At 68.1% G+C, this 25,402-nt stretch carries 18 protein-coding genes; 6 read left to right on the top strand and 12 right to left on the bottom strand.

Annotated elements, in window-relative coordinates; translation table 11 throughout:
- Positions 1 to 129: 129 nt before the first annotated feature.
- From KEG38_RS49530 to KEG38_RS49510, 5 genes are all read right to left on the bottom strand, one after another.
- Complete coding sequence (locus tag KEG38_RS49530; RefSeq protein WP_272427935.1) at positions 130 to 2,352, bottom strand: PAS domain-containing sensor histidine kinase; 2,223 nt, start codon at positions 2,350 to 2,352, stop codon at positions 130 to 132.
- Positions 2,353 to 2,466: 114 nt separating this feature from the next.
- Positions 2,467 to 3,201: a glutathione S-transferase gene (locus KEG38_RS49525; RefSeq protein ID WP_272427934.1), complete on the bottom strand. Its 735-nt coding sequence runs from the start codon at positions 3,199 to 3,201 to the stop codon at positions 2,467 to 2,469.
- A gap of 21 nt (positions 3,202 to 3,222) precedes the next feature.
- The gene (locus KEG38_RS49520; RefSeq protein WP_272427933.1) at positions 3,223 to 4,656 is read right to left on the bottom strand and encodes a glutamate synthase subunit beta; all 1,434 of its coding nucleotides are present in this window, start codon (positions 4,654 to 4,656) and stop codon (positions 3,223 to 3,225) included.
- Positions 4,649 to 9,262, bottom strand: a complete 4,614-nt coding sequence (gltB, locus tag KEG38_RS49515) for a glutamate synthase large subunit (protein WP_272427932.1) — start codon at positions 9,260 to 9,262, stop codon at positions 4,649 to 4,651. Before gltB ends, KEG38_RS49520 begins: the two co-directional genes overlap by 8 nt.
- Before the next feature lie 129 nt (positions 9,263 to 9,391).
- Positions 9,392 to 9,988, bottom strand: coding sequence for a prolyl hydroxylase family protein (locus KEG38_RS49510; RefSeq protein ID WP_272427937.1), 597 nt, complete (start codon positions 9,986 to 9,988; stop codon positions 9,392 to 9,394).
- A gap of 115 nt (positions 9,989 to 10,103) precedes the next feature.
- On the opposite strand from KEG38_RS49510, the gene KEG38_RS49505 reads away from it, so the two are divergent.
- Positions 10,104 to 11,414 (top strand): monooxygenase, encoded by a 1,311-nt coding sequence (locus tag KEG38_RS49505; RefSeq protein ID WP_272427931.1) that lies wholly within the window; start codon positions 10,104 to 10,106, stop codon positions 11,412 to 11,414.
- 89 nt (positions 11,415 to 11,503) lie between these two features.
- A complete protein-coding gene (locus KEG38_RS49500) occupies positions 11,504 to 12,466 on the top strand; it encodes an NmrA/HSCARG family protein (protein ID WP_272427930.1) in 963 nt (320 codons plus the stop codon).
- A 9-nt stretch (positions 12,467 to 12,475) separates the two neighbouring features.
- Here the strand turns inward: KEG38_RS49500 and KEG38_RS49495 are convergent, their stop codons facing one another.
- Positions 12,476 to 13,111, bottom strand: coding sequence for a TetR/AcrR family transcriptional regulator (locus KEG38_RS49495; protein WP_272427929.1), 636 nt, complete (start codon positions 13,109 to 13,111; stop codon positions 12,476 to 12,478).
- A gap of 132 nt (positions 13,112 to 13,243) precedes the next feature.
- Between KEG38_RS49495 and KEG38_RS49490 the strand changes: the two genes are divergently transcribed.
- From KEG38_RS49490 to KEG38_RS49475, 4 genes are all read left to right on the top strand, one after another.
- Positions 13,244 to 14,539, top strand: a complete 1,296-nt coding sequence (locus tag KEG38_RS49490; RefSeq protein ID WP_272427928.1) for a glycosyltransferase — start codon at positions 13,244 to 13,246, stop codon at positions 14,537 to 14,539.
- A gap of 34 nt (positions 14,540 to 14,573) precedes the next feature.
- On the top strand, positions 14,574 to 16,283 hold the full coding sequence (locus KEG38_RS49485; protein WP_272427927.1) for an MDR family MFS transporter: 1,710 nt from the start codon (positions 14,574 to 14,576) through the stop codon (positions 16,281 to 16,283).
- 122 nt (positions 16,284 to 16,405) lie between these two features.
- Positions 16,406 to 18,433, top strand: a complete 2,028-nt coding sequence (locus KEG38_RS49480; protein WP_272427926.1) for a DUF2169 family type VI secretion system accessory protein — start codon at positions 16,406 to 16,408, stop codon at positions 18,431 to 18,433.
- A 6-nt stretch (positions 18,434 to 18,439) separates the two neighbouring features.
- Complete coding sequence (locus KEG38_RS49475) at positions 18,440 to 19,177, top strand: papain-like cysteine protease family protein (protein WP_272427925.1); 738 nt, start codon at positions 18,440 to 18,442, stop codon at positions 19,175 to 19,177.
- 385 nt (positions 19,178 to 19,562) lie between these two features.
- Here KEG38_RS49475 and KEG38_RS49470 read toward each other — a convergent pair whose 3' ends face one another.
- The 6 genes from KEG38_RS49470 to KEG38_RS49445 all read right to left on the bottom strand — a co-directional run bounded on the left by KEG38_RS49470 (position 19,563) and on the right by KEG38_RS49445 (position 25,394).
- Positions 19,563 to 20,531, bottom strand: a complete 969-nt coding sequence (locus KEG38_RS49470; protein WP_272427924.1) for a DNA/RNA non-specific endonuclease — start codon at positions 20,529 to 20,531, stop codon at positions 19,563 to 19,565.
- A gap of 149 nt (positions 20,532 to 20,680) precedes the next feature.
- On the bottom strand, positions 20,681 to 21,514 hold the full coding sequence (locus KEG38_RS49465) for a DUF4123 domain-containing protein (RefSeq protein ID WP_272427923.1): 834 nt from the start codon (positions 21,512 to 21,514) through the stop codon (positions 20,681 to 20,683).
- Entirely contained in the window at positions 21,505 to 21,846 is a 342-nt protein-coding gene (locus KEG38_RS49460) for a PAAR domain-containing protein (RefSeq protein ID WP_272427922.1), read from the bottom strand. Before KEG38_RS49460 ends, KEG38_RS49465 begins: the two co-directional genes overlap by 10 nt.
- A 16-nt stretch (positions 21,847 to 21,862) precedes the next feature.
- Positions 21,863 to 23,899, bottom strand: coding sequence for a type VI secretion system Vgr family protein (locus KEG38_RS49455; RefSeq protein WP_272427921.1), 2,037 nt, complete (start codon positions 23,897 to 23,899; stop codon positions 21,863 to 21,865).
- Position 23,900: 1 nt separating this feature from the next.
- Positions 23,901 to 24,614: a hypothetical protein gene (locus KEG38_RS49450; RefSeq protein WP_272427920.1), complete on the bottom strand. Its 714-nt coding sequence runs from the start codon at positions 24,612 to 24,614 to the stop codon at positions 23,901 to 23,903.
- 9 nt (positions 24,615 to 24,623) lie between these two features.
- Positions 24,624 to 25,394, bottom strand: coding sequence for a tetratricopeptide repeat protein (locus KEG38_RS49445; RefSeq protein WP_272427919.1), 771 nt, complete (start codon positions 25,392 to 25,394; stop codon positions 24,624 to 24,626).
- Positions 25,395 to 25,402: the final 8 nt, after the last annotated feature.

Below are 25,402 nucleotides of genomic sequence, written 5' to 3'. Positions count from 1 at the left end.
CCATGCGCAAGCTGCTCGGTGCGGTCTACAGCGTCGCGAAAAACCGTCGACCCTTCACGCCGCAGCTCGCCGCTGCGTCGGTTACGGACTGACGATTTTTCTTGCGTGGGGGTCCCGGTATCTCAGGTCTCAGGTCTCGGGGACGGGCAGGGAAAACGAAAACGTGGTGGTCTCCCCGGGAACGCTCTCGGCCTCGACCCGCCCTCCGTGTGCCTCCACGAGCCCTCGCACGATGTAAAGCCCGAGCCCGAGCCCCTTGATCGTCCCGCCCCTCGCGCGACCCCGCTGGAATCGCTCGAACAGGGCGCGCATGTCCTCGGCCGTGATCCCCGGCCCCTGATTGCGCACCGAGATCACGACCTCGCAGCCACGCCTTTCCGCGACGACCTCGATTGGCGTCCCGGGGGCGCCGTATTTGAGCGCGTTCGAGAGAAGGTTCTCCACGACCTGCTCGATCCGCTGCGCATCCACGGGGACCACGGGCAGCTCGTCGCGGATGGAGAGCGTCACGCGATCGCGGGCCTCGGTCGTCTCGATGACGTGCCCGAGCAGCTCCGGGATGTCGGTCGGCGCGCGCACGAGCTCCAGCCGGTGCGCCTCGATCCGCGACAGATCGAGCAGATCGCCGATCATCCGCTCGAGCCGCTCCGTGCTCGTCACGATGCGCTCGGCGCGGCGGCGCGCCGTGGGATCGGGCGAGCGCGCGAGCATCCCCGCGAGGGTCATGATCGTCGTGACCGGCTGGCGCAGGTCGTGGGCCACCACGCTCGTCCATTCCTGCCGCAATCGTTCGAGCTCCTTCAGCGGCGTGATGTCCTCGTAGGTCACGACGGCCCCGAGGATCTGGCCGTCGTCGTTGCGAATCGGCGATGCATTCGTCAGGATCGGCACGTCGGGTTTGTCCGGAATGCGGATGAGCAGCTCCCGCCCGGTCACCACCTCGCCGCGCATGCCCCGCTCGATCGACAGATCCCCTTCGGGCACGGGGCAGCCGTCCGGCAGGTGCAACCGCTGCCGCATGAGGCTGAGCGGATCCTCGATCGGCCCGGTCACGCCGAGCAGCTCCTCGGACCTCCGGTTCAGGATGAACCGCGGACCCTTGGGGAGCTCGCAGAGCACGATCCCGATCGGCGAACGGTCGATCACGGTCCGGAGCCATCGCCTTTCGGTCGACAGGGCGCGCACGAGGTCCTCGCGCTCCGCTTCGAGCCGGCGCTGCTCGGTCACGTCGTCGTTGATGGCGAATGCCCCGAGGATCTGCCCCTCCGGATCACGCACGGGCGCCGCCGAGCTCAGCACGATCTTGTGGTGCCCTTCGATGGCCTCGATCTCGATGAGCTCGTTCAGCACGGTCTCGCCCGTCCGCACCGCGCGGGTGAGCGCCCATTCGTCGGGCTCGACCTCCTTGCCCGTATCGACCCACCACCCTTTGAACGCGCCGAGTCGCTCCGGCCCGGCGAGCAGCGCTCTGCCCCAGATGCGCTTCGCCGCGGGGTTCGCCAGGACGGACTTGCCGTGCTCGTCGGCGACCCAGACCCCGACGGGCAACGTCTCGAGCACCTGCCGGAAGAGAAGCTCGCTCTTCTGCAGCGCCATTTCTGCCTTCCGCTGCGCGGTCACGTCCTGCACCGTCCCGGTCATGCCGATCGTGCGCCCCGCCTCGTCGCGGATTACGTCGCCCTCCGCGTGCACGATCCGCTCGACCCCGTCGGCGGCGAGGATGCGATGATCGATCGAATAGGTAGCGAGCCCGTGGAGGGCTCGTTGCACCGCTTCGTCCACGCGCGCGCGGTCGTCCGGGTGCACGAACCCGAGGAAATCCCCGTAGGTTTTCTTGTCATGCGAGGGGGGGAGGCCGAAGAGACGGAAACATTCGTCCGACCAGGTCGTCTCGTCCGCCGCGGCCACCCACTCGAAGCTCCCGATGTGGGCGATCCGCTGGGCGCGGGTGAGGCGCTGCTCGCTCAGGCGCAGCGCCTCCTCGGATTGCGTTCGTGCGCTGATGTCGCGGAGGGTCGACATGTGTCTGCCCGGCACGAAATGAGCCTGCGCCGCGAACTCGCCGATGAACGTGGTCCCATCGGCACGCCGGAACGGCCCCTCGGCCTTGAAGCGCCCGGCTTCGAGGAACGCCGGCCACGCCTCCCGGAGCTCGGCCGCGACCTCGGGGGGCCGGAGATCGAACACGGTCCATCGCAAGAGCTCGTCGCGAGAGGCACGCAAAAGCTCGCAGGCGCACGGGTTTACGTCGAGGAGGCGCCCCTCGTCGTCCGCGACGAGGATCCCGTCGAACGCGTGCTCGAAGATGCTTCGGTAAAACCGCTCGGACTCCGTGATCGTCCCTCCCGTCATGCCGCCGCTGCTCACCCCAAGGCTTCCTGCCCGGCTCCTCGCCGCCCCAGCGTCTTCTAGCCCACCACCGATCGGCCGGCAAAACAAGCGCCGTCTTGGGCACTCGGGCGCGCTTCACCGCTTCGCGTCGAGCTCCGGGTAATGTCGGAAAACATCCTCTTCGCAGAAGGGCAGCCGCCGCGGGGACGCGAGATAGGCCGCGATCCGGGGGCGCGCGGCCACCGCTGCCGCGAGCGCCGCGAGCTTCGGCGTGCTTCGCTCGGCGCGTGCCATGGCGTTCGGGAACGCGTACCGCAGGCCCTCGATCACCTGGAACATGGAGAGGTCGACGTACGACAGGGCGGAGCCGATGAAATGTGCGCCCCCGTTCCTGGCGAGCGCCTGCTCGAAATACCCCAGGAACCTGGGCAGCCGCTCCTTCCGGAAGAGCGACGCGCGCTTCTTCGCCGCGGCCTTCTGGTCCTCGTAATAAAGGCTCGACGCGATCGGGTGGTGCGTGTCGTGGATCTCGGCGACGAAATCCGTGATCGAGAGCTGTAGCTGATGCGCAAAAAGGCGGCTCTCCTCGTCGTCGGGGACGAGTCCGAGCCGCGGGCCGAGGTAGAGCAGGATGTTCGCCGTGTGCCCCAGCAGAAAATCTCCGACCTTGAGGAACGGCGGCGCGAACGGCACGAGCCCGCGGCCCCCGCCTTCGAGGAGCTTCATCATCGCGCGGACGCCGCCGCCTTTTTTCGCGGGCAAGCGCGAAACGTCGACGTACGGGACGCCCGCCTCCTCGAACGCGAGCCGGACGAACTCCCCGCGCCCCTGGATCGACGGCCAGTAGTACAGCTCGTAACGCGCCTTCACCCGGCGCAAGGTATCACGGCGTCAGACCCCGTTCGAATGCTGCCGCAAATGGGTATCCACCGCCCGCGCCGCGTCGCGCCCCTCGCGGATCGCCCATACGACCAGCGATTGACCACGACGCATGTCCCCCGCGGCAAAGACCTTCGGGTTCGAGGTCTGGTAACTCCGCATATCAGCCTTCACGTTTCCGCGCGCGTCGAGCGCCACCCCGAGCTCCTCCAGCATTCCCTTGCGCACCGGGTGCACGTATCCGAGCGCGAGCAGCACGAGATCTGCCGGGACGTCGAATGCGGAGCCGGGGATCTCCTCGGCCCGTAGGGCGCCGGTCGCGTCCTTTTTCCAGTCGAGCCGCACGGCGGAAAGCGCCTCGACCTTCCCGTTCTTGCCGGAAAAAGACTTCGTCGCGATGGCGAAATCGCGGGAACAGCCCTCCGCGTGCGAGCTCGACGTGCGCAGCTTCATCGGCCAGTACGGCCACGTGAGGGGTTTGTCCTCCTTTTCGGGCGGCTCCGGCATGAGCTCGAAGTTCGTGACGGATCGGGCGCCCTGCCGCACCGCCGTTCCGATGCAATCCGACCCGGTGTCGCCGCCGCCCAGCACGACCACGTGTTTGTCCGTGGCGAGGATCTGTCCGGCCACCTCGTCCCCGGCGATCCGCTTGTTCTGCTGGGTCAGGTAGTCCATCGCGTAATGGATCCCGTCGAGGTCGCGCCCCGGCACCTCGAGCGGTCGCGGCGCCTCCGAGCCGCCCGCGAGCACGACCGCGTCGAACCCGGAGAGCAGCTCCTTCGCCGGCAGGTTCACGCCCACGTGCATGCCCGTCCGGAACACCACGCCCTCGGCCCGCATCTGATCGAGCCTGCGATCGACGTGCCGCTTCTCCAGCTTGAAATCGGGGATCCCGTACCGGAGCAGGCCCCCGATGCGATCGTTTTTCTCGAACACCGTGACCTCGTGCCCGGCCCGCGCGAGCTCCTGCGCGCACGCGAGCCCCGCCGGCCCCGAGCCCACCACGGCGACGCGCTTGCCCGTCTTGTGGCTCGGGGGCTGCGGCACGATCCAGCCCTCGTCCCAGCCCCGGTCGACGATCGATTGCTCGATCGTCTTGATGGTGACCGGCTGATCGTTGATGTTCAGCGTACAGGCCGCCTCACACGGCGCGGGACAGACACGCCCGGTGAATTCGGGGAAATTGTTCGTCGAATGGAGCACCTCGAGCGCGTGGCGCCAGTTGCCGCGGTAGACGAGGTCGTTCCAGTCGGGGATGACGTTGTTGACGGGACAGCCGCTATGGCAAAACGGAATCCCGCAATCCATACAACGCGCGCCCTGCCGGCTCACCTCGACGGGCGCCATCGGCAGGACGAGCTCCTCGTACCGCTGGATACGCAGCGGCACCGGCACGACCTCGGGATCCTTGCGCTGGATCTCCAGGAAGCCTTTTACCTTACCCATGGGCCACGACCTCCGTCACTGCAGCGGGAGCGGCCTTCGCGGCCTCCTCGGCCGCGTGCTCGGCGAGCGCGCGGCGGTATTCGTGCGGCATCACTTTCACGAAATGGGCCCGGTATGCGTGGAAATCGTCCAGGATCGCCCGCGCCCGCGCGCTGCCCGTGTAGAAGAAGTGCTTTTCGAGCAGGCTCTGGACGATCTCCGCGTCCGCGCGCCCGAGGTGCCGGACCGCCCCCTGTGGCATGTGCTCCGCGTCGAGGACCGGCTCGAGGGCCACCATCGAGAGGTTACACCTCAATCGGAAATCCCCGGTCATGTCGAGCACGTAGGCCACGCCGCCGCTCATGCCCGCGCCGAAGTTGCGCCCGGTCTTGCCGAGCACGACCACGGTGCCGCCGGTCATGTATTCACATCCGTGATCGCCGATCCCCTCGACGACCGCCGTCGCGCCGGAGTTCCGCACCGCGAACCTTTCGCCCGCGACGCCCCGGAAGTACACCTCGCCGCAGATCGCGCCGTACAGCACGGTATTGCCGACGATGATGTTCTCCTCCGGCACGATCGGACAATCGCGCGGCGGATACGCGATGATCCGGCCGCCGGACAAACCTTTTCCGACGTAATCGTTCGCCTGCCCTTCGAGCTCCAGCGTGATCCCCTTCGCGAGGAACGCGCCGAAGCTGCCGCCGGCCGTCCCGCGGGCTCGGATCCGGATCGTGTCGTCCGCGAGCCCCGCGTGCCCGTACCGCCGCGCGACCTCGCCGGAGAGCATCGCCCCGGCCGCGCGGTGGATGTTGCGGATCGGCACGTCGAACGCGACCGGCACCTGGTTGACGAGCGCCGGCTGCGCCTCGTCGATGAGCCGATGATCCAGCACGTGCTCCAGGCTGTGATCCTGCCGCTCCGTCCAGCGGATCGAAACGCCCGGCGGGGATTCGGGCCGGTAAAACACGCGCGAAAAATCGAGCCCTTTGGCCTTCCAGTGCGCGATTCCGCGCCGCGTGTCGAGTTTGTCCGAGCGCCCCACCATCTCCGCGAAGGTGCGGAAGCCCATCCGGGCCATGTACCCGCGCACCTCCTCGGCGACGAAGAAGAAGTAATTGACCACGTGCTCGGGCTGCCCGGCGAACCGCTTCACGAGCTCCGGATCCTGCGTGGCGATGCCGACGGGGCACGTGTTGAGGTGGCATTTGCGCATCATGATGCAGCCCTCCACCACGAGCGGCGCTGTCGCGAAGCCCATCTCGTCCGCGCCGAGCAGGGCCGCGATCACCACGTCCCTGCCCGTCTTCATCTGCCCGTCGGCTTGCACCGCGATGCGGCCGCGCAGCCGGTTCAGGACGAGCGTCTGTTGCGTCTCGGCCAGGCCGATCTCCCACGGCCCGCCCGCATGTTTGATCGACGAAAGCGGCGAGGCGCCCGTGCCGCCGTCGTGCCCCGAGATCGTCACGTGATCCGCGTGCGCCTTGGCCACGCCCGCGGCCACCGTGCCGACGCCGACCTCCGCCACGAGCTTCACGCTGATGCGCGCCCGCGGGTTCACGTTCTTGAGATCGTGAATGAGCTGGGCGAGGTCCTCGATCGAGTAGATGTCGTGGTGCGGCGGCGGCGAGATCAGGCCCACGCCGGGCACCGAGTGCCGGATCTGCGCGATGTACTTCGACACCTTGTGCCCGGGGAGCTGCCCGCCTTCGCCGGGTTTGGCGCCCTGGGCCATCTTGATCTGGATGTCGTCGGCGTTGACGAGGTACTCCGTGGTCACGCCAAAGCGACCCGCCGCCACCTGCTTGATCGCCGAGCGCATCGAGTCGCCGTTCGGCAAAGGCACGTACCGCGCGGGATCCTCGCCGCCCTCGCCCGTGTTCGACTTGCCGCCGATCCGGTTCATCGCGATCGCCAGCGTCGTGTGCGCGGCCTTCGAGATCGAGCCGAGCGACATCGCGCCCGTGGAAAAACGTTTCACGATCTCGGACGCCGGCTCCACCTCCGAGAGCGGGATCGGGTGCTCCGATTCTTTGATCTCGAACAAACCGCGCAGCGTCATCAGCCGCTCGCTCTGGTCGTTCACGAGCCGCGCGTATTCCTCGTACGTCGCGGGGTTGTTCATGCGTGTCGCGTGCTGGAGCTTCGCGATCGCGTCGGGCGTCCACATGTGGGCCTCGCCGCGGGTGCGGTAGGCGTAGTCGCCGCCGGCGTCGAGCGTGTTCCGATAGGCCGGCGCGTCGCTGTAGGCGCGCCGATGCAGGCGCACGGTCTCCTCGGCGATCTCCTGCAAACCGACGCCCTCGATGACCGTCGCCGTCCCCGTGAAATAACGATCCACGAAGGCCGAGGCGAGCCCGACCGCCTCGAAGATCTGGGCGCCGCAATAAGACTGGTAGGTCGAGATGCCCATCTTGGACATGACCTTGAGCAGCCCCTTCGCGATCGCCTTGATGTACCGCGCGCAGGCATCGTGATGCGTCATTCCGGGCGGCAAGAGATCGCCGAGCATGCCCAGCGTGGCGAACGCGAGGTTCGGGTGGATCGCCTCGGCGCCGTAGCCCGCGAGCAGCGCGAAATGGTGCACCTCGCGCGCCGATCCCGTCTCGACCACGAGCCCCGTCCGCGTCCGCAGGCCCGCGCGCACGAGGTGCTGGTGCACGTCGCTCACCGCGAGCAGCGCCGGGATCGCGATGTGGTCCTCGTCGACGTCCCGATCCGACAGGATCAGGATGTTCACCCCGCCGCCGCGCACCACGTCTTCAGCGTCCGCGCAGAGTTTTCCGAGGGCCGCCTCCATCCCGTCCGCGCCCCACGCGGCCGGGTAACAGATCGACAGGACCACCGACCGAAAATGCCCTTTCGTGAGCTCCTCGGCACGGTGCAGCTTCTCCATGTCCTCGAACGTGAGAATGGGCAGGTGCACTTCGAGCCGCATGTTCGGCCCGCTCTCGTCGAGGGCGAGGATGTTCGGCCGCGGCCCGATGAACGAGACGAGCGACATCACGGTCTCTTCGCGGATCGGATCGATCGGCGGGTTCGTCACCTGCGCGAAGAGCTGCCGGAAGTAGCCGTAGAGCGGCTTCGGCCGATCGGAGAGCACGGCGAGTGGCGTGTCGTCGCCCATCGAGCCGATCGCTTCCTCGCCCGTCGCGGCCATCGGCGCCATCACGAGCCGCAGATCCTCCTGCGTGTAGCCGAACGCCTGCTGCCGATCGAGCAGCTTGTCGCTGTCGGGCACCGGCACGTAGTCCGGCATCGGGATGTTCTCAAGCCGGAGCTGCGTGCGATCGAGCCATTTCTGGTAAGGCCTGTGCTTCGCGAGCTTCGTCTTCAGCTCCTGATCGTCGATGATGCGCCCCTCGGCGAGATCGATGAGCAGCATCTTTCCCGGCTGCAGGCGCCATTTCTTGACGATCTTGCGCTCCGGGATGTCGAGCACGCCCGCCTCGGAGGCGAGGATCACGTAGTCGTCGTCGGTGAGCAGATACCGCGCGGGCCGAAGGCCGTTCCGATCGAGCGTCGCGCCGATCTGCCGCCCGTCCGTGAACGCGATCGCCGCGGGCCCGTCCCAGGGCTCCATGAGCGCCGCGTGGTACTCGTAGAAGGCGCGCCGACGCTCGTCCATCAGCGGGTTCGTGGCCCACGCTTCCGGGATCATCAGCATCATCGCGTGCGCCAGCGAATAACCGCCGAAGTAGAGCAGCTCGAGGGCGTTGTCGAACGAGGCCGAGTCCGACTGGCCGTCGTAGATGAGCGGCCAGATCTTCTGCAGGCCGTCGCCGAGCAGCTTCGAGGCGATGTTCTGCTGGCGCGCGCGGATCCAGTTCACGTTGCCGCGCAGCGTGTTGATCTCGCCGTTGTGCGCGATGAGCCGGAACGGATGCGCGAGATCCCACGAGGGGAACGTGTTCGTCGAGAACCGCTGGTGCACCATGGCGAGCGCGGACTCGACCGCCTTGTCCTTCAGGTCCACGTAGAACTCGCCGACCTGGTGCGCGAGCAGCATGCCCTTGTACACGATCGTCCGCGCTGAAAACGAAGGCACATAGAACTGCCCCGCGCGCGAGATCCGGAGCGCGCGGATCGCGTGGCCCGCGCGCTTGCGGATGATGTAGAGCTTGCGCTCGAAGGCCTCGACGTCCGGCGTGGAGAGGCCGCGCGCCACGAACACCTGCCGGATGACGGGCTCGCTCGCTTTCACGCCCTCGCCGAGGCCGGTGTTGTCGACGGGCACGTCACGCCAGCCGAGCACCTCCTGGCCTTCGGCCACGATGGCGCGCACCACCTCGTGCTCGCAGGCCGCGCGCGCGCCCGGGTCTTGCGGCAGGAACATCATGCCCACGCCGTACTCGCCGGGCTCGGGCAACGTGATGCCGGAGAGCGCGCACTCGCGCACGAAGAACGTGTGGGGGATCTGCAGCAGGATGCCCGCGCCGTCGCCTTGCAGCGGGTCGGCGCCGGTGGCGCCGCGGTGGGTCAGGTTCTTCAGGATCTCGAGGCCTTGCGCGACGATCGCATGGCTCTTCTTGTCCTTGATGTGGGCGATGAACCCGAGCCCGCACGCGTCGTGCTCGTTGCGCGGGTCGTAGAGGCCCTGGCGGGGCGGCGGCGCCTGATGCTTCACAGCCTACGATCGTACGGCGATCGGCGGCCGAAGCACAGTCCATGTTGCTGCGATGCAGCAATTTCTTTTCTTACCCTGGTGCGACGCGCTACGGCCTCGACCCGGTGCGGCAATCCGTCCGCACCCGACTCAAGAGGCCGGCCGGTACAGGACGTCGGAGCGGAGGACGTATTTCGTGCCGTCCGTGACGGCTTTTCCCGCGTGGAGGAGCATGTGCTGGAAGAGGAGCGCGTCGCCGGTCTCCGGGACGATCGTGCGCTCCTGCTCGGGGAATTCGGTCTCTCCGCCGGCAAACCCCTCGTTCAGATAGACCATCAGCGTGAGCAGGCTGCGCGTCCCGCCCTCCCCCGCGTACGATTGATCCTGGTGCAGGCCGAAATGCTGGCCGACCTCGTACCGATAAATCCGGAGCGGCAGGAAGATCCCCGAAAGATGCATGGCCACGCGCCCGCGCGCGCCGAGCTCGGTGGTCATGCGCTCCGGCACGTGGGGCGAAACCCGCCGAAAGAGCTCGTCCGCGAGCGCGGGATCCCGCAGCACGGCCGTGGTGCTCGAACGAATGCGGGTATCGACGACGCGGCCCTCCTCGGCGTTCACGGTGGCCGGCAGCCACGTGCCGTCGCTCGCGCCGTCGAGGATCTTCGCGCAATCTTCGGGCGAAAACAGCGCGGGGACCGTCCAGAGCAAGGGGACGGTGAAATCGAAATGCCCGACGTAGAGGCCCATCACGCGAAGATTACCACCTCGCGGAAACCGGCGCGAGATTTTTACTTCATGGCGTCCGTGGTGTCACATGGGCTTTGCGGGAGCGCTGAGGCGATCTCCTGCAGGAGGAGATGTGATGAAACGAATGGTTTGCGCGGGGATGCTTTCGGCGCTCCCGCTCGTCGTGGGCTGCGGGAGCGACGGGGGCAGCGGGGGCGCGGCGGGCGGCCCGCCCGCGGACGCGGTCACCTACTGGGAGCATATCAAGCCCGTCCTCGACGCGAAATGCAATAACTGCCATACCCAGGGCGGCATCGCGCCCTTCTCGCTCGAGACGTACGCCGACGCCGCCCCGCTCCGCGGCCTCATCAAGCAGACGACCGAGGAGCGGACCATGCCGCCGTGGCCCGCGGCCAAGGGCTGTAACGATTACCTCGGCGATCGCTCGCTCACGGACGATCAGATCACGCTCCTCGGCACGTGGGCCGACGGCGGCGGGATCGAGGGGGATCCGGCGAAGGAGGGCGCGCCGATCGACCCGGGTCCCGGGAACCCGCTCTCCCGCGTCGATCGCACGCTCGAAATGCCGGTCGAGTACACGCCCACGAAGGCGCCCGACGATTATCGTTGCTTCGTCGTCGACTGGCCCGACGCCGAGACGTCCTACGTGGCCGGCTTCCGGGCGAACCCGGGCAACGCGCGGGTCGTCCACCACGTGATCGCGTACCTCGTGGAGCCCGCGCAAGTCGCCGAGCTCGAGGCGCTCGACGCGGCCGAGGACGGGCCGGGATATACTTGTTATGGTGGGGCAAACGTGAAGGCGAGCTGGCTCGGTAGCTGGGCGCCGGGCAGCCTCGGCGCGGACACGGCGGAGGGCACGGGCATTCGCGTGGATCCGGGCTCGAAGATCGTGCTGCAGATCCATTACAACACGCTCGCCGCGGGCGCCGAGCCGGATCGCACGTCCGTCGATTTCCGCCTCGAAAAATCGGTGACCAAGGAGGCGAAGATCCAGCCCTGGGCCAACCCCTCGTGGCTGCAAGGCAATGGAATGCTCATCCCGGCGGGTGAGGCCGACGTGAAGCACGCGTTCGCCGCCGACCCGACGGCTCTCGCGCCGAACCCCGGGCCCCTCACGGTGTATTCTGCCGGCCTGCACATGCATACGCTGGGCGCGTACGGCTCGCTTCGGATCGAACGCGCGGATGGCAGCAGCGAGTGCTTGCTCGACATCCCGAAGTGGAATTTCCACTGGCAGGGCGCCTATGAATTCGTCAAACCGATGACGTTGAATCCCGGCGACAAGCTCTCCCTCGAGTGCCACTGGGACAATACCGCGGAGAACCAGCCCGTCGTGGACGGGGTGAAGATGCCGCCGAAGGACGTGACCTGGGGAGAAGGAACGACGGACGAAATGTGTCTCGGGACATTCTACCTCACACGATGATTTTTCCTTAGACGCCGTGGGGCTCGGCTCCGACTTCCTATGCGCGACGAACCATGCCAGAGTGCGCGCCGAGGACTGAGGAGGGAATCATGAGCTTCACGAAACGCGTCATCGCCGTCGTCGGCGCCACGGGCGCGCAGGGCGGAGGTTTGGTCCGCGCCATCGCCGCCCACCCGAGCGGCGCATTCCGCGCCCGCGCAATCACGCGCAATGTCAATTCGACCGCCGCGAAGGAGCTTCGCGCCCTCGGCGCCGAGATCGCCTTCGCCGATCTCGATGACGAGGCCAGCCTGCGCCGCGCGTTCGAGGGCGCCTACGGCGCGTACTGCGTCACCTTCTTCTGGAGCCACTTTTCCCCGGAGAGAGAGACCAAACAAGCGCGCGCGATGGCCCGGGCGGCGCGGGCCACGCGCGTCGAGCACGTGATCTGGTCGACGATCGAGGATTCGCGCAAGTGGGTGCCGCTCTCGGACGATCGCATGCCGACGCTGCGGGGGAAATACAAGGTCCCGCATACCGATGCGAAAGGCGAGGCCGACGCGACGTTCACCGAGCTCGGCGTCCCGACCACGTTCTTTCACACCTCGTTTTACTGGGAAAACTTCCTTCACCTCGGCATGGGCCCCCAGCGAGACGGCCAGGGCCGCCTCACGCTCACCCTGCCCATGGGCACGGCCAAGCTGCCGGGCATCGCCACGGAGGACATCGGGCGCTGCGCGTACGGCGTCTTCGAGCGCGGCCCCGCGATGATCGGGCAGCGCCTCGGCGTCGCAAGCGACCACCTCACCGGGAGCGAGCTCGCCGCCGCATTCTCGGCGATCGCCGGCGAGGAGGTGCGATACCACGCCATCGAGCCGGAAGCGTACCGCCGCCTCGATTTCCCCGGCGCCGACGACCTCGGGAACATGTTTCAGTTCAAACGAGATTTCATGGCCGATTATTGCGGCCTGCGGGACCTCGCGCGGACGCGCGCGCTGAACCCGAACCTCCGCTCGTTCGCCACGTGGCTCGCGGAGAACCAGAGCCGCTTCGTCTTCCCGCCGCGCGTCTGAGCCGCGCGTCTACGTCCGTTTGTCCGGGGCGAGGGCGCCCGTGAGCAAGAGCTCGACGAGCTGCGCGAGAAACCCCTCGTCGATCGGCCGGCGCTCCATGCCGAGCCGGTGGTGGATGGTCGCTGCGAGCGAGCGGAAAATCAGGTTTGCGTCGATGCCGGGGGCGAGCTCGCCTCGCGCCTCGGCCGCTTCGATCACGGGGCGAGGCAGCGCCTCCATCGATTCGCGGAGCGACTGAGCGATGGCCACGGTTTCGGGGTCCCGATCCTCGCCGAAGAGCAGGCGCCGGAGGCCCTGCACCTCGGGCGAGCTCGCCTGCGCGGCGATTTGGCGCGCGATGAGAAGCAGGTCCCCGCGAAGCGAGCCCGTGTTCGGCGTGATCGCGCGATCGACCGTGATCGATCGGACCGCCGCCCGCACGAGGTCCTGCTTCGTCGGCCAGCGCCGATAGACCGTGGTTTTGTTCACCCTGGCGCGCGCGGCCACGTCCTCGATCCGCAGCGCCTCGTAGCCGACCTCGGCCAGCACCTCCAGCGCGGCCGCGAGGACCCCTCGCACGACCGGCTCCCCCCGGACGAGCGCGCGCCGTTCGGTAGGGCTCGGCTTCTCCTTCATGACCTGCTGTCCACGAGGCTCCGATCGCATCACAGAGCTCAGTGGAAGCCAACTTCGCGGCGTTGTCGACCCGGATCGCAACGGGTCGTTGCGGTAGAGACGTGAGCTGCTACATCATCGCAACTTCGAGTTGCGGTTGGGGCCGCGGGGAGGAATGGAGCGATGTTCGACGATGCACCGAGGACCGGGACATTTCTGCTCACCAGCTCGACCGCGTCGGGCCACCTCCTGCGTGTCCTTGACCTCGCGGAGCAGCTCACCTCGCGCGGCCACCGGGTGCTCTTCAAGACGAAGGCCGACCGGGCGAGTGACGTGAAGGCGGCCGGCGCCGAGCTCGTCCCGTACGAGCAAGTCGTCGATCTGCAGGATTTTGCAGTGCACGCGCAGCATCTTTCCTTGCCGACATGGATCCCGCGCCTTTTGCGGTTCCCGTTCATGCGCGGTTTTTTCCAGGCCAGAAACGTCCTGCTCGCGCAGGAGCTCGAGCCCTTGCTGCGCCGCGAGCGGGTCGATTGCGTGGTGTACGACTTCATCGATTACGGCGCTGCCTTCGCCGCGGAGCGCGCGGGGATCCCCTGGGCGAGCGCCGGCAACATGGGCACGGTCCTCACGCGGGACGAGCTGCCGCTGCTGCTCGACGCGTCGTCGAAATGGCGCCGCCTCGGCAAGGTCCCCGCCGTGCCCCACGCCCTCCTGAACCAGTTCGTCTCCCTTCGCGCCGACCGCGAAAAACTCGGCCTTCCCCCGTATGCCCGCGGCACGGCGGAGCTCATCGCCGCGATGGCCTCGCCCCACCTGCACATCATCATGTCGTACCGCGGCCTCGCCGGGGACATTCCGCTTCGTGATCGCCAGGTCTTCGTCGGCCCCACGACGTTCAACGTCTCCGCGGGGCCGCGTGGAGAAGCGCCACGCGTCGAGCCCGGGACCGTCGTCGTCAGCACCACGACCACGGGCCGCGACGACGGCTTGTTCCGGCGTGTGCTCGAAGCCGTCGCGCCGCTCGGCGTCCCCGTCCTCGGCACGGCGGCGAGCGCGGGCGACGTCCCCGAGGGCCTCGGCGCGCATGTCCGCATCGAGCGGTACATCCCGCACGACAAGGTCTTCCCGGAGGCGCGGGCGCTCATCACGCACGGCGGCTGGGGCACCGTGGGTCGCGCCTTGGTGCATGGTTTGCCCATGCTGGTGATCCCGCTCTTCGGCGATCAGATCCTCAATGCGGCGCTCGTCGAGCGCGCAGGGCTCGGCCGCCATTTGCCCCTCGACAAGGCCACGCCCGAGACGATCCGCGCCGAGCTCTCGGCGCTGCTCGCGGATGAACCCCTCCGCGCCCGCGCCCGCCGCGCCTCCGCCGAGATCCAGAAACTCAAGCAGGACAAGGTCGCGGCCCGTGCGCTCGAAGAGCTCGCATTCAGGGACACGCTCGGAGGCGTGGCCCCTGCCCACCGCGCTGCGTGATATCATGACCGCCCCTCTGGCCCCTACGACCCACATGCCTACCGGCGAGCGCATCGATTACGCGAGCCTCCTCGCGCCCCGCACGAAGGCCCTCGTGCTCGCGGGCGTGATGATGGCGCTTTTCCTCGCGGCGCTCGATCAGACCATCGTCGCCACGGCCTTGCCGCGTATCGTCGGCGAGCTCCACGGCATGGAGTATTATGCCTGGACCTCGACATCCTACCTGCTCGCCAGCACCACCATGGTGCCCATTTACGGCAAGCTCTCGGACAGCCTGGGTCGGAGGACGGTCCTTCTCACGGGCATCGCCATCTTCCTCGTGGGCTCGGTCCTGTGCGGCTTCTCGCCCTCGATGCTCGCGCTCGTCGTCTCCCGCGGCGTCCAGGGCCTCGGCGCCGCGGCGATCACCTCCACGGCGTTCGCGGTCCCGGCCGACATCTTCGCGCCCGCGGAGAGGCCGCGATATCAGGGCATCTTCGGCGCCGTCTTTGCGCTCGCCAGCATCATCGGCCCCGTCCTCGGCGGCGCGCTCACGGACGGCGTCGGCTGGCGCTGGGTCTTTTTCATCAACCTTCCGCTCGGCGCCCTGGCCGTCGCGTTCATCCTCGCGAAAATGCCGCGCCTCCACAGCGGCCTCGAGAGCAAGGTCGATTGGATCGGCGCACTTTTCTTGATCGTCGCCACGGTGCCGCTCCTCTTGACGCTGCGCGGGGATCGACCACTCGCGGGCTGGCTCGCGCCCGAGGTGCTCGGGATGCTCGGCCTCTCGCTCGTGGGCCTCGTCCTGTTTTACCTCGTCGAGCGGAACAACCCGCACGCGATCATCCCGTTCGCGCTCTTCCGCAATCGCATCTTCGTCCTCGTGACGCTCACTTCGATGTGCATCGGCGCCGCGTTCTTCGCGGCCCTCTTGTTCATCTCCGTGCTCGCGGTCAATTCGCTCGGCGCGACGGCGCGGGCCGCGGGCATGGCCATGCTCCCGCTCACGGCCGCCGTCGTTTCGACCTCCGTCATCACCGCGCGTTTCGTGCACCGCACCGGCCGCTACAAGAGCATGATCGTCGGCGGCCTCGTGCTCACGTGCGTCGGGCTCTTTCTCCTGCGCACGCTCAGTGCGGACAGCACGCTCACGAGCATTGGCCTCTGCGTCTTCGTCTTCGGCTGCGGCATGGGCCCGGTGATGCCGATGCTCACGCTCTCGATCCAGAATGCCGTACCGTTCCAGCACGTCGGCACGGCGACCGCGGGTCGGCAGTTTTTCCAGCAGCTCGGGCAGGTCGTGGGTAGCGCGATTTTCGGCATCGTCCTCGCGACCACGCTCGCGCACGGGCTCACGGAGCGGCTCGGGCCGGTGCGCGCCGAGGTCCCGGCTGCGGTGCGGCCTCAGTTCGACGCCGTCTTCGACGCGGATCGCCTGCGCAAGGGCGGCGTGGTCGAGGAGGGCGCGGGCGAGGTCCCCCGGTCTTCGCGGGATCGCTTCGCGGACGAGGTGCACGCGAAATACGACGCCCTCCGCCGCGAACCTTCCGCAGACATTGGCGCACTCACGCGCGAGGAAACACGTGCCCTCGAGCTTGGCCGCGCGGGGGATCGCGCCGTGCGTGTCTCGTTCGCGCGGGCCGTCACGCGTGTCTTCGACGGAGCGTTCCCGCTCGGCCTCATCGCGCTCGTCCTCGCGCTCTTCACCCGCGAAATCCCACTCCGCAAGGGCAGCCCGAAGGTCTCGGCCGTCGCGGGCGAATGACGAACATCGTTTCACCACCAAGGACATCGGGCGGATAACCTGCCCGGAACGCAATTACAATTCGCGCGCGCGCCGCTCGTGCGGCCGGGAGCGGCGCGCGTGTATTCGTGATACGCTCGTTCATGCTTGTCGATGGGGTGGCCGCGATCTCGCCCCTCCCGGGCGCCGAGGCGGCCGTCGTGGCATTTCGTGCGGGCGGCGTCTTGCACGCCACCGTGATCACCAAGGCGACGTTCGCCTTCGCGCCCGACGCGCCCATGTCGCGCGCCTCGCCCCAGCCGATCCTGCGGGAGGAGGTCCACCACGGCGACAATCCCGCGCGAAGCGTACGTTTCACGAGTGATCTCGTCCCCTACCTGGCGCGCGCCGACGTGCTCTTCACGGGGCATGGTTATGCGCCGAGCGCGCGCCTCCAGATCCACGCGGGCGAGCGGGTGCTGCTCGACAAGACGATCCTTTTGAAGGATGCGCGTGCCTCGCAGCGAATGCCCATCGTGTACGAGCGCGCGTTCGGAGGACCGGGCGTCCCGGACAACCCCCTTGGAATCGACGAGGGCGAACCGACGATTCTCACCCCGGGCGACCCGCGGCGCCCTGCGGGCTTCGGGCCGATCGCGCGCGCCTGGCCCGCGCGCAAGCGCCTCCTCGGTTCGACCTCGCGGAGCATTCTGGAAGGCCGGGTCGCCGAGATCCATTCAGGCTTCGACGGCGCCTATTTCCAGAGCGCGCCCCTCGATCAGCAGACCGATTTTCTCCGGGGCGACGAGCTCGTCGTGCTCGAAGGCCTGCACCCCTCGCTGCCCCGGCTCGTGACGCGTCTGCCTGGCCTGCGCGGCGTCGCGCGGATTCATGGCCTCTCGGCCTTCGGCATCCCGGACGGCCAGCCCATGGACCTCTGCATCGATACGCTGCGCATCGACGGCGACGAGCAGCGGTGCACGGTGGTTTGTCGGCGGTGGATGATGCTTCCCCACGAAAATGCCCTCGAAGCGCTGCGCGTGGTGGCGGGCGTGGAGGCCGCGGGCGAGCCGATAACGTGGTTCGATCCGCCGCATCGCACGGCGGGCCCGCCCTCCTCCGGCAAACCCGCGCCGTCGCCCGCCTCGACGATCGCCCTCCCGCCCGACGTGAGCGACGCGCGGCCGGCGCTCCCGTTTCGCACGGGATCCATGTCTGCGTGGCGCTCCGAATTCACGGCGTCGCCGCCTCCGCCCATTCCGCCGCCGGTCCTCTACCCGTCCGGCACGCCGCTCGCGCCGAGAAGCGCGCTTTCCGCGTCGAATGCGGCCGCCGATCTCGTCGACGCTACCCCGGCGATGCAGCCGGCCCTGGCCACCCCGAAAGAATGGGCGGTGCCGTCGCGGGTGCTCGATCTTCTGTGGTTCGATCCGCGAAGCTTGCCACGCATCCGCAAGCAGCCTGCGTGGCGTGAGATCGTGGATGCGCTCGCGGACGAGCCCCTCGATCCGGACATCGACGATCCGGATCTCGGCTTCGAGCCCGCCGAGGTGGAAGAGCGGCGCGAGATGTTCGAGGTGCTCGCGCACGGAGCGGCGCTGGGCGAGGAAGCGATCCGAGAGGCGGTGCGGGCCGCCATTCGCAAGGATGGTCGGTTCGTCGCGCCGCTCGTTTTGGTCGAGGGAGAGCTTTCGCTATCGTTCGATGCAATCGAAGCGCTGCGGGCGCTCGTGGCGGTGGTGGGTCCGATCGCGGGCGGAGACGAGCGGCCGAAAGAGGCGCTCGCGGCGGCGCGTGAATACCTGAGCGCCCCGGATGCCGTTCGTGATCCCGTCGCGGCGCGGGAGCTCGGGGCGGTGATCGATGCGGCGTATACGCAGGCCAAAAAACGCGTGGTCTCGCCGGCGGAGATCGCGGCGCGGGTGGAGCGAATCCTGCTCGAAGACCGCCTTTACCAGCGGCGGGCCGTGTTCGGAGCGAAGCACCTGCGCGGCGCATGGCAACTCCCGGGAGGCGAACGCGAGCTACCCGTGTACGTCCCGGAAGCGCTCGCGGAGCTTTTGCCAATGTTCACGAAGTTCACGGCGCGCATGGTCGCCGAAGCGCATCTCTCGGCGGACGCGCGCGAGGCGTCTCCGGTGGCCTTGCGGGGCGTGGCGATCGCGCGGGTCGGGACCACGGACGGATGGTGACGGCACATGTCGATTCTTTACGAGATTCCAGCGGTCGCGGCGCAGAAAGGGCCCACGTGCTGGTATTACGCGGCCAAGATGATGCTCCGCTTCCACGAGCTCATCGACGCGGCCGGGCGCCTCGAAAACGAGTGGCGCTCGCTCCACCTCGCGCGGCAGGTCATCACCCAGCTCGCGGCCGAGAAAAAGCGCTACGATAACCCCGCCGTCGCCGAGCGCCTGACCCAGATGATGCAACGCGAGCCGGACGGACACCGGCGCGCGCTCCTGCGCGAGGCGCGGAACAAGATCCAGAGCAGCCCATCGACCCATCGCTTCGACATCCTCGACGCGTTCTTCCGTGACGTCGTCCGGCCCCTGCCGCTCGGCAACCACGCCTACGGCCTGCCGTTCGTCGCCGCGATGCTCGCCGACCACGGGCCCTTGTACGCCTCGATTCACCGGCTCGGGGACACCTTCGAGAACGATTACGTGCTGGATCCCCTGATGAACAGCAGGTACGTCTACAAGATCGAGACGAAATGCCGCGTGGGCGGCCTGCATGCCATCGTCGTCACGGGCGTGGACGAGGCCAATGACCACGTGTATTACCGCGATCCGAACACGCCGCATCGCGACACGATGGTCGCGTGGTCGACCCTCGAAAAGGTGCTGAACTCGCCGGGAGGATCCCTCGGGGACAGCCTGTTCGGCGCGATCGAATGTCAGGGCTGCCAGCACCGGACGAGCCGGCGCGCGTTCTGAATCGGGCTCACACCCGAGCATGAGTCTCTTCTTGGGGCCGCTGCGCCGGGGCGCCGCCCCGGACCCCGCGGGGGCTATTCGCCCCTCGACCCGAACCAGGGCAAGCCCTGGACCATTTGGGGAAGAACTGCGCGATGCGCAGTTCTTCCCACAGGCCGGTGGCAAGACCAGGAAGGTGCGTTGCCCGCTGGCGACGGGCACGTTGCCTGTTGAGTCGTCAGCGCCGCTGTCTTGGCTGGCAGGGTCGTCATTGGTCTTGACCTGGCCTGTTCGATGAACTGCGCATCGCGCAGTTCATCGACCCCGGGTCCAGCGCTTGCGCTGGTCCGGGTCCAGGGGCGGATAGCCCCTGGTGGGGCCTGGGGCAACGCCCCAGCGCAGCGGCTCACGCCGGCGGGCCGCGCCGCGGCCGCTCGGAGCGTCGCCGGTTGAGCGCGGCCTCCGCCTGGACGTCGGGCGTCACGCTGTTTCGCTTTTCGTTGTTGTGCTGCGCGCTCATCACCATCGCGTTGCTGTACGCGTTCGATCCGTTGTGCGCCTGGGGATACATGTGATCGACCTGGGGCGCGGCGTGCGTGCTGCCGTCGAGCAGCGTGCCAGGGCGGCGGCCCGGCGGCGCGGGCCAGCCCTGTGCCGGGTCCGTGGGTGATTCCGAGACCACGAATCCGCTTCGGTTGAGGATGCGGTTGTGCATGAGGATCAAATCCCGCTGCGCAGCCGTGAACTCCTTGTTGTTTCCGAGCGTCACCCCCGCCACAGCCGTCCCCGCGAGGTGCCCGTGCACGTGCAAATAATCCAGAATGGCGTGGCGGCCGGGCACGTTCGGGAGATTGAGCGGCATGCCCGAGGGATCGAGGAGCATGTGCGCGCTGAAGCCCGAGGCCACAAACGCTGCCCGGTGCTGATTCACCAAGTCCTCGAGCCACCGGTCCTCGGCACGCTGCGCCGTCGGGGGCGTCGGCACGAACCAGCCGTTATGGCGCTGCACGAAGACGCCGTCGAGGAGCTCCTCCTCGACCTTCACGTGAAAGCGCACGGGCACGCGCGGATCCCTCGGGTCGTCGTAGCCGGGCGTGATCGTCACCCGTACGGGACCGCCGCGCGCCTGCACGGTCCTGTCGATCTCGTCCTCGAAGTTGCTCCATTCCGTCCGGTTGAACCCGGCATAGGCCGGGACCAGGTTTTCACTTTCCTTGCTCCCGCCCCACCGGTGCGCGACGAGGTGGAATCGATCCATGTGAAAGACCATTGGGTCGGCCGCGCCGCCGGGCCCCACGAGCGCGAGCGGCGTTTCGAGCTCCTCGCGCGGGCGCTTGCGTCCCCTCGCCCCGCCCGCGCCGAGCTCGAAGGTCACGCGTGAAGGACGCTCGCGAGATTGCCCTTGGTACACGAACGATTCTCGCTGGTATACGGGAGAGCCGCGGAGCCGCGTTTGGCCATGCACACACCGCTGGACGCTCGGCTCTTGGACCTGCCATTGCGCCATCTGGTCCCCTGTGAACCTCATGGCGCCGATGGGCGCGAAGCGCGAAGCACCTCGCCTTGCTCCCCCTCCATCAAAAAGGCCTCGAGGATCGAGCCGAACAGCTCCCCTCGCTGCCGCAGGTTGCTCATCGCCAGAAATCGCCGGAGCACCCGCGGATCCTGAAACCGGAAATAAAGCCGCTTCACTTCGCCCTCCGCCTCCACCATCGTGAGCCGCCGGAGATGCCGCCGCACGTCCACGAAGGGACGAGAGCTCGTCAGATACACGCCCCAGCTCTGGCCCCATCCCTCATCAAGGAGTTTTCCCATGAGCGCGCTCTCCGGCGACAGGCGCACGAGATAGGGCGCCACGTCGGCGAGCGCGTCGCCTTGCGCGCCTTCGTAAAGCGATCGGGATTCGTCGACGGATTCTCGCAAGAGCTCGCGGATGCGCTTGTCACGTGCCGCGTCGAGGAGTGCGAACAGCGGCGTTTTTTCAGTTCGCAACACGGAAAACGCCTGCGCCTTGCGCGCGGTCACCTCGGGCGAATCCGCCGGCCGCGGGCGCGAGGTCGCTCCCTCGAAGAAAACCATGAACACCGTATCCCCGGCGCGAATCCACGACGCGTTCCGTGCCTCCCCCTCGTGCACGGGCTGCCCGTCGAGCCACGTCCCCATATCGCTCCCGAGATCCCGCACGAGGCAACACGCCCCGTCCCACGACACCTCGAAATGGAGGCCCGACATCTGCCGATCGTGCGAAACCACGAAATCGGAAACCTCCGTCCGCCCCACGCGCAGCGAGCCGCCGGGCGCGATGACCGCTCGCTGCGACGCGAGCCGCCCCCATTGCACCTCGACGATCACGCGCATGGCTCGCAGAGCGGCGTCCCCTCCTGCGCCGCGCGTTCGAGCGTGCGTGCCTGCGCGGACGTGCCGATCAGCACGTTCGGACAGCCCATCGTGATCGTCCCCCCGCGCGCCGTCGGATCCCCGAGCCGCGCGGCCGGCCGATATCCGATCAGCACCGTCGGTTCTCCCGCGACGATTACATCCGGCGGCCCCGCGCACGTCGCCACGTCGCCTACACGCGCCGCGGGCATGTGCCCGATGAGCACGCGCGGATCACAAGGCGCCGCGACGGGCCCACCCGCCGGCATGAAAGGACATACATGCAAATCGGTCACGCGCGCTGCAGGCGGCATCGTCCCCCTCCCCGATTCACGGCGCGCCCGCGCCGGGCACGTCCACCACGGCCTCGATGGCATCTTCGGGCACGTCCGGTCGTGCCCCGCTCCCCGCGCCGGGCATGCCGCCGCTGTTGATTCGCACCATGTTCCCCACGATGGAGACTCCACCCGCGTCGATTCGAATGAACCCCCCGGGTCCCTTCAGCGTCAGGTCGAGCGCGCCCTCGATCACGACCGACGATCCCGCCGCGAGGTGAATCTCCTTGCCGGCCTCGATGGCGTGGCTCTGCTCTGCCTTCTCGTGCCGGCTCCCGCCCACCGTGATCGACGCCTTGCCGTCCACCTGCCGGCGCTCGTCCCCTCGCACGTGCAAATCACTTCGCCCGGCGACGAGCTCCTTTTTCTCGGCCTTGATCACGAGGTCCTGCCGCCCGCCGACCAGCACGCGGTGATTGCCCTGGATGCTCTCGTGCTCGTCCCCGAGCACCCGCGCATAAAGGTCGCGCTGCGCCTGCACGTAGACGAGCTCTTTCCCGCGCGCGTCCTCGAACATGATCTCGTTCGACCCGTTCCCGCCGGGCGACGACGCGCTCTTCAGCGTGCTCCGCGTCTTGTGCTCGGGGAGCTTGTACGGCACGAGGTTTTTCCCATTGAAGACACGCCCGACCACGACCGGCTGATCCGGATCACCGCCGAGGAACCCCACCAGGACCTCCTGCCCCACGCGTGGAATCATGATCGATCCCATCCCCGTCCCCGCCCAGCCCTGGCTCACGCGGATCCAGCACGAGCTGTCGTCGTCGTTTTTGCCCTCTCGATCCCAGGGAAACTGGACCCGGATCCGGCCGAATTCGTCGGTATGAATCTCCTGCCCCCGCGGCCCGACCACCACCGCGCTCTCCATCCCGAGCGCCCGTGGCTTGGGGGTCGTCATCGGCGGCCTATAAGGATCGGCCGCGAACACGGCCCGGCCGCTCATCTCCCATTCCGTCACGACGCTGCCCGAGAGGCAAAGCTCGGTCACGAGCAAGCGCTGCTGCGCGAGCGCCTGGTGCGGGTGGTCCTGGATCAGGAAAATGACCCCCGGCGCGAGGATCATCGAGTTGGTCGCGTAGGTGACGACCCGTTTTTCGTGGCGCTCCGCCTGGAGGCTCTGCGTCGCGCGGGTGATGCCGAATCCCTCGTCGCGCCGCGCCATGCCTTTGTCATCCGCGACGGGCGTGGCGCCGGCGCCTTTCGTGGTCTCGACGAGAAGCGCGCCGGGGCGGTAATGATACTGCTCGTACCGGTGCTCCGGATCCTTCGCAGGCGGGGCCTCGCCCTGGCTCGGGAAATCGGGCCGGCGGAAATCGTGGTCGCGCACGACGTACGCGCCCGGCCGCACGCGGTGGCTCATCTGCACGGCCGTGACGTATTCCTTCGGCGCGGTGCGGTTCGGCGCGTCGTCGAAGGTCAAGGGCGAGCGCGGGTGCGGCTTGCCGGCGGCGAGGGCGTCCGAGAACTGGAGCATGGTGCCGGCGCCGTCCTCGTCGGGGAACGAGTACGCAATGCCGGCCTCCTCCAGCAGGCGCGTCAGGAACGAGAGCTCGCTCTCGCCGTACTGGACCCGGTATTCGAGCCGGGGATACGCCGCCCGATCGATGGCCCACTTGTGCTGGATTTTCCACTCGCCGAGCAGCTTGTCGACGATGTCCGGAATGGAGAGGTGCTGGAAGACCCGATACCCGAGCCGCTGCCCGAGCAGCCACAGCTTGGGCATGATCGTCAGCGTGTAGGTGGATTCGCCGGTCTCCGAATCCTCGACGCGCACCTGCTCGATGTGCGTGCAGATGCCCTCCCACCGGCGGCGCGCCTGGCCAATGGAAAAATGGTCGCCGCGCTCCATCACGAAGGCGGCGGGTTTGCCCACGATGGTCTCGAGGTCGATGCTCGCGTCGTGGGAGCGCGCCAGGATGGAGACCTCGAACGGCTCGGAGATCGCCTCGCGCACCGAAAAGGTGCGGACGGACAAGTCCTCCCGCGGGGTTTTGGGCTTGAACGATTCGAAAAGTAAGTGGAAGCCTCGCATGTCATTCCTCCGATGCGGCGCGGGACGCGGGACAGGCGAGCGAGGGCTCCGCGCAACCGAGGCCAAACGCGTCGACGAGCGCGCCCGAGCGCCCGAGAATGGCCCGCGCGACCTGGTTCGCCGGGCAATACGTCGGATCGAAGGCCTCTCCCTGATCCTCCGCGCCGCCGAACGATTCCGTGCGCGTGCCCTCCCCGAGCGACAGGGACGGCGCCTCGGGCGTGCCGCGCGCGAGGAGCGGCGCGCAATGGAGCCTGAGGCTCCACAGAACCTCGTTGTCCCCGAACGGCCCGGTCGTGCCCTCGAACCCGACGACCATCGTGTCCGGCGGGCACATCTCGGGTCCCGTGGTCGAGGCCGAGCCGCGCATGATCGGGACGGTGGTGCCCGGCGCGAGGGTCATCGTATAGGGGTGCGTCTCCGAGGCGCGCACCGTCCCGCATAGAGCCATGATGCCCGACACGAACGGGCCATTCATGCCGCTTCGTAGACCTACGAGGACCTCGCCCTCCGGGCATTCGTCCAGAAACGGGCTTCCCCCGGGTCCGCCGTGCTCGTCCGTCGAGGTCAGACCGGTAAAACGCGGCGCACACGCCTCGAATCGAAGCGCGTCGACCCCCGTGATCGAATTGCACCCGAGCGATCCCTGGAGCCCGACCGCGCCGAGCAGAACGCCGAGGCCCCGGCGCGCCGGGGCACTTGAAAACAACTGCATGTCCGCCCCTCAATAATGAAATTGGATGTCCGCCCGACCGATCCCCACGGAAACACGGAGATCCTTCACGGCGCCCGTGGAAGCGCCCGCCGTGCCCCCCGGACGGAGCACGAGCAAGACCACGCCCGCCGCCGCCGCGACGCCGCCCACCACGAAGGCCGTCGTCGACACGTGACCAAGCGTGCGGGCCTCGTCGGCCTCGGCGCGGTAGGCCGAAAGGCAAGGCTCGTCCGGGCAACGGCTGCGGACATCGGACACCTTCGCCATCGAAAGCGCCCCGGTCACGGCCCCGACGCCGAGCCCAATCGCGCCCACACCGAGCGAAATCGCGCCGGGCACGAGGGAACCCTTCGAGGGCGCGGGTGCCGGGCGCTCGGAGGCCTTTTTTTCCGCGGCGAGCTTGGCCTCCATCTCGGCGAGCTCGCGCTCGGCGTCGTGATGCGCCTCCACGAACGGGGGCGGCGCGTCCTCGGGCAAGGGCTCGGCGAGGACCTCTCGATAAAGCGCCTTCGCCTCGACGACCTTGCCGAGCTTGCGCTGGCAACGCGCCATGTGCACGAGCAAGGTCGGCGCGGGGAAAAGCGCCTGGGCCTCGCGGAAGTGCTCGTAGGCCTCCTCGAAGCGGCCTTCACGATACGCATCGAGCCCCTGGTGCGCGTGTTCGAGGGCCATCGCGCGTTTGTCCGGAGCGCTCGTCGGTCGCGGCTGCGCGTCCGCGGTCGAGGGCGCGAGCGTGAAAAAGAGAGCGGGAACGAAAGGAACAAGCCAGCGAAGGCGCATGAAAACTC

Origin of the sequence: Polyangium jinanense (assembly GCF_028435265.1) — a bacterium.
Taxonomy (GTDB): domain Bacteria; phylum Myxococcota_A; class Polyangia; order Polyangiales; family Polyangiaceae; genus Polyangium; species Polyangium jinanense.
This window is presented reverse-complemented; position numbering and strand designations above follow the sequence as displayed.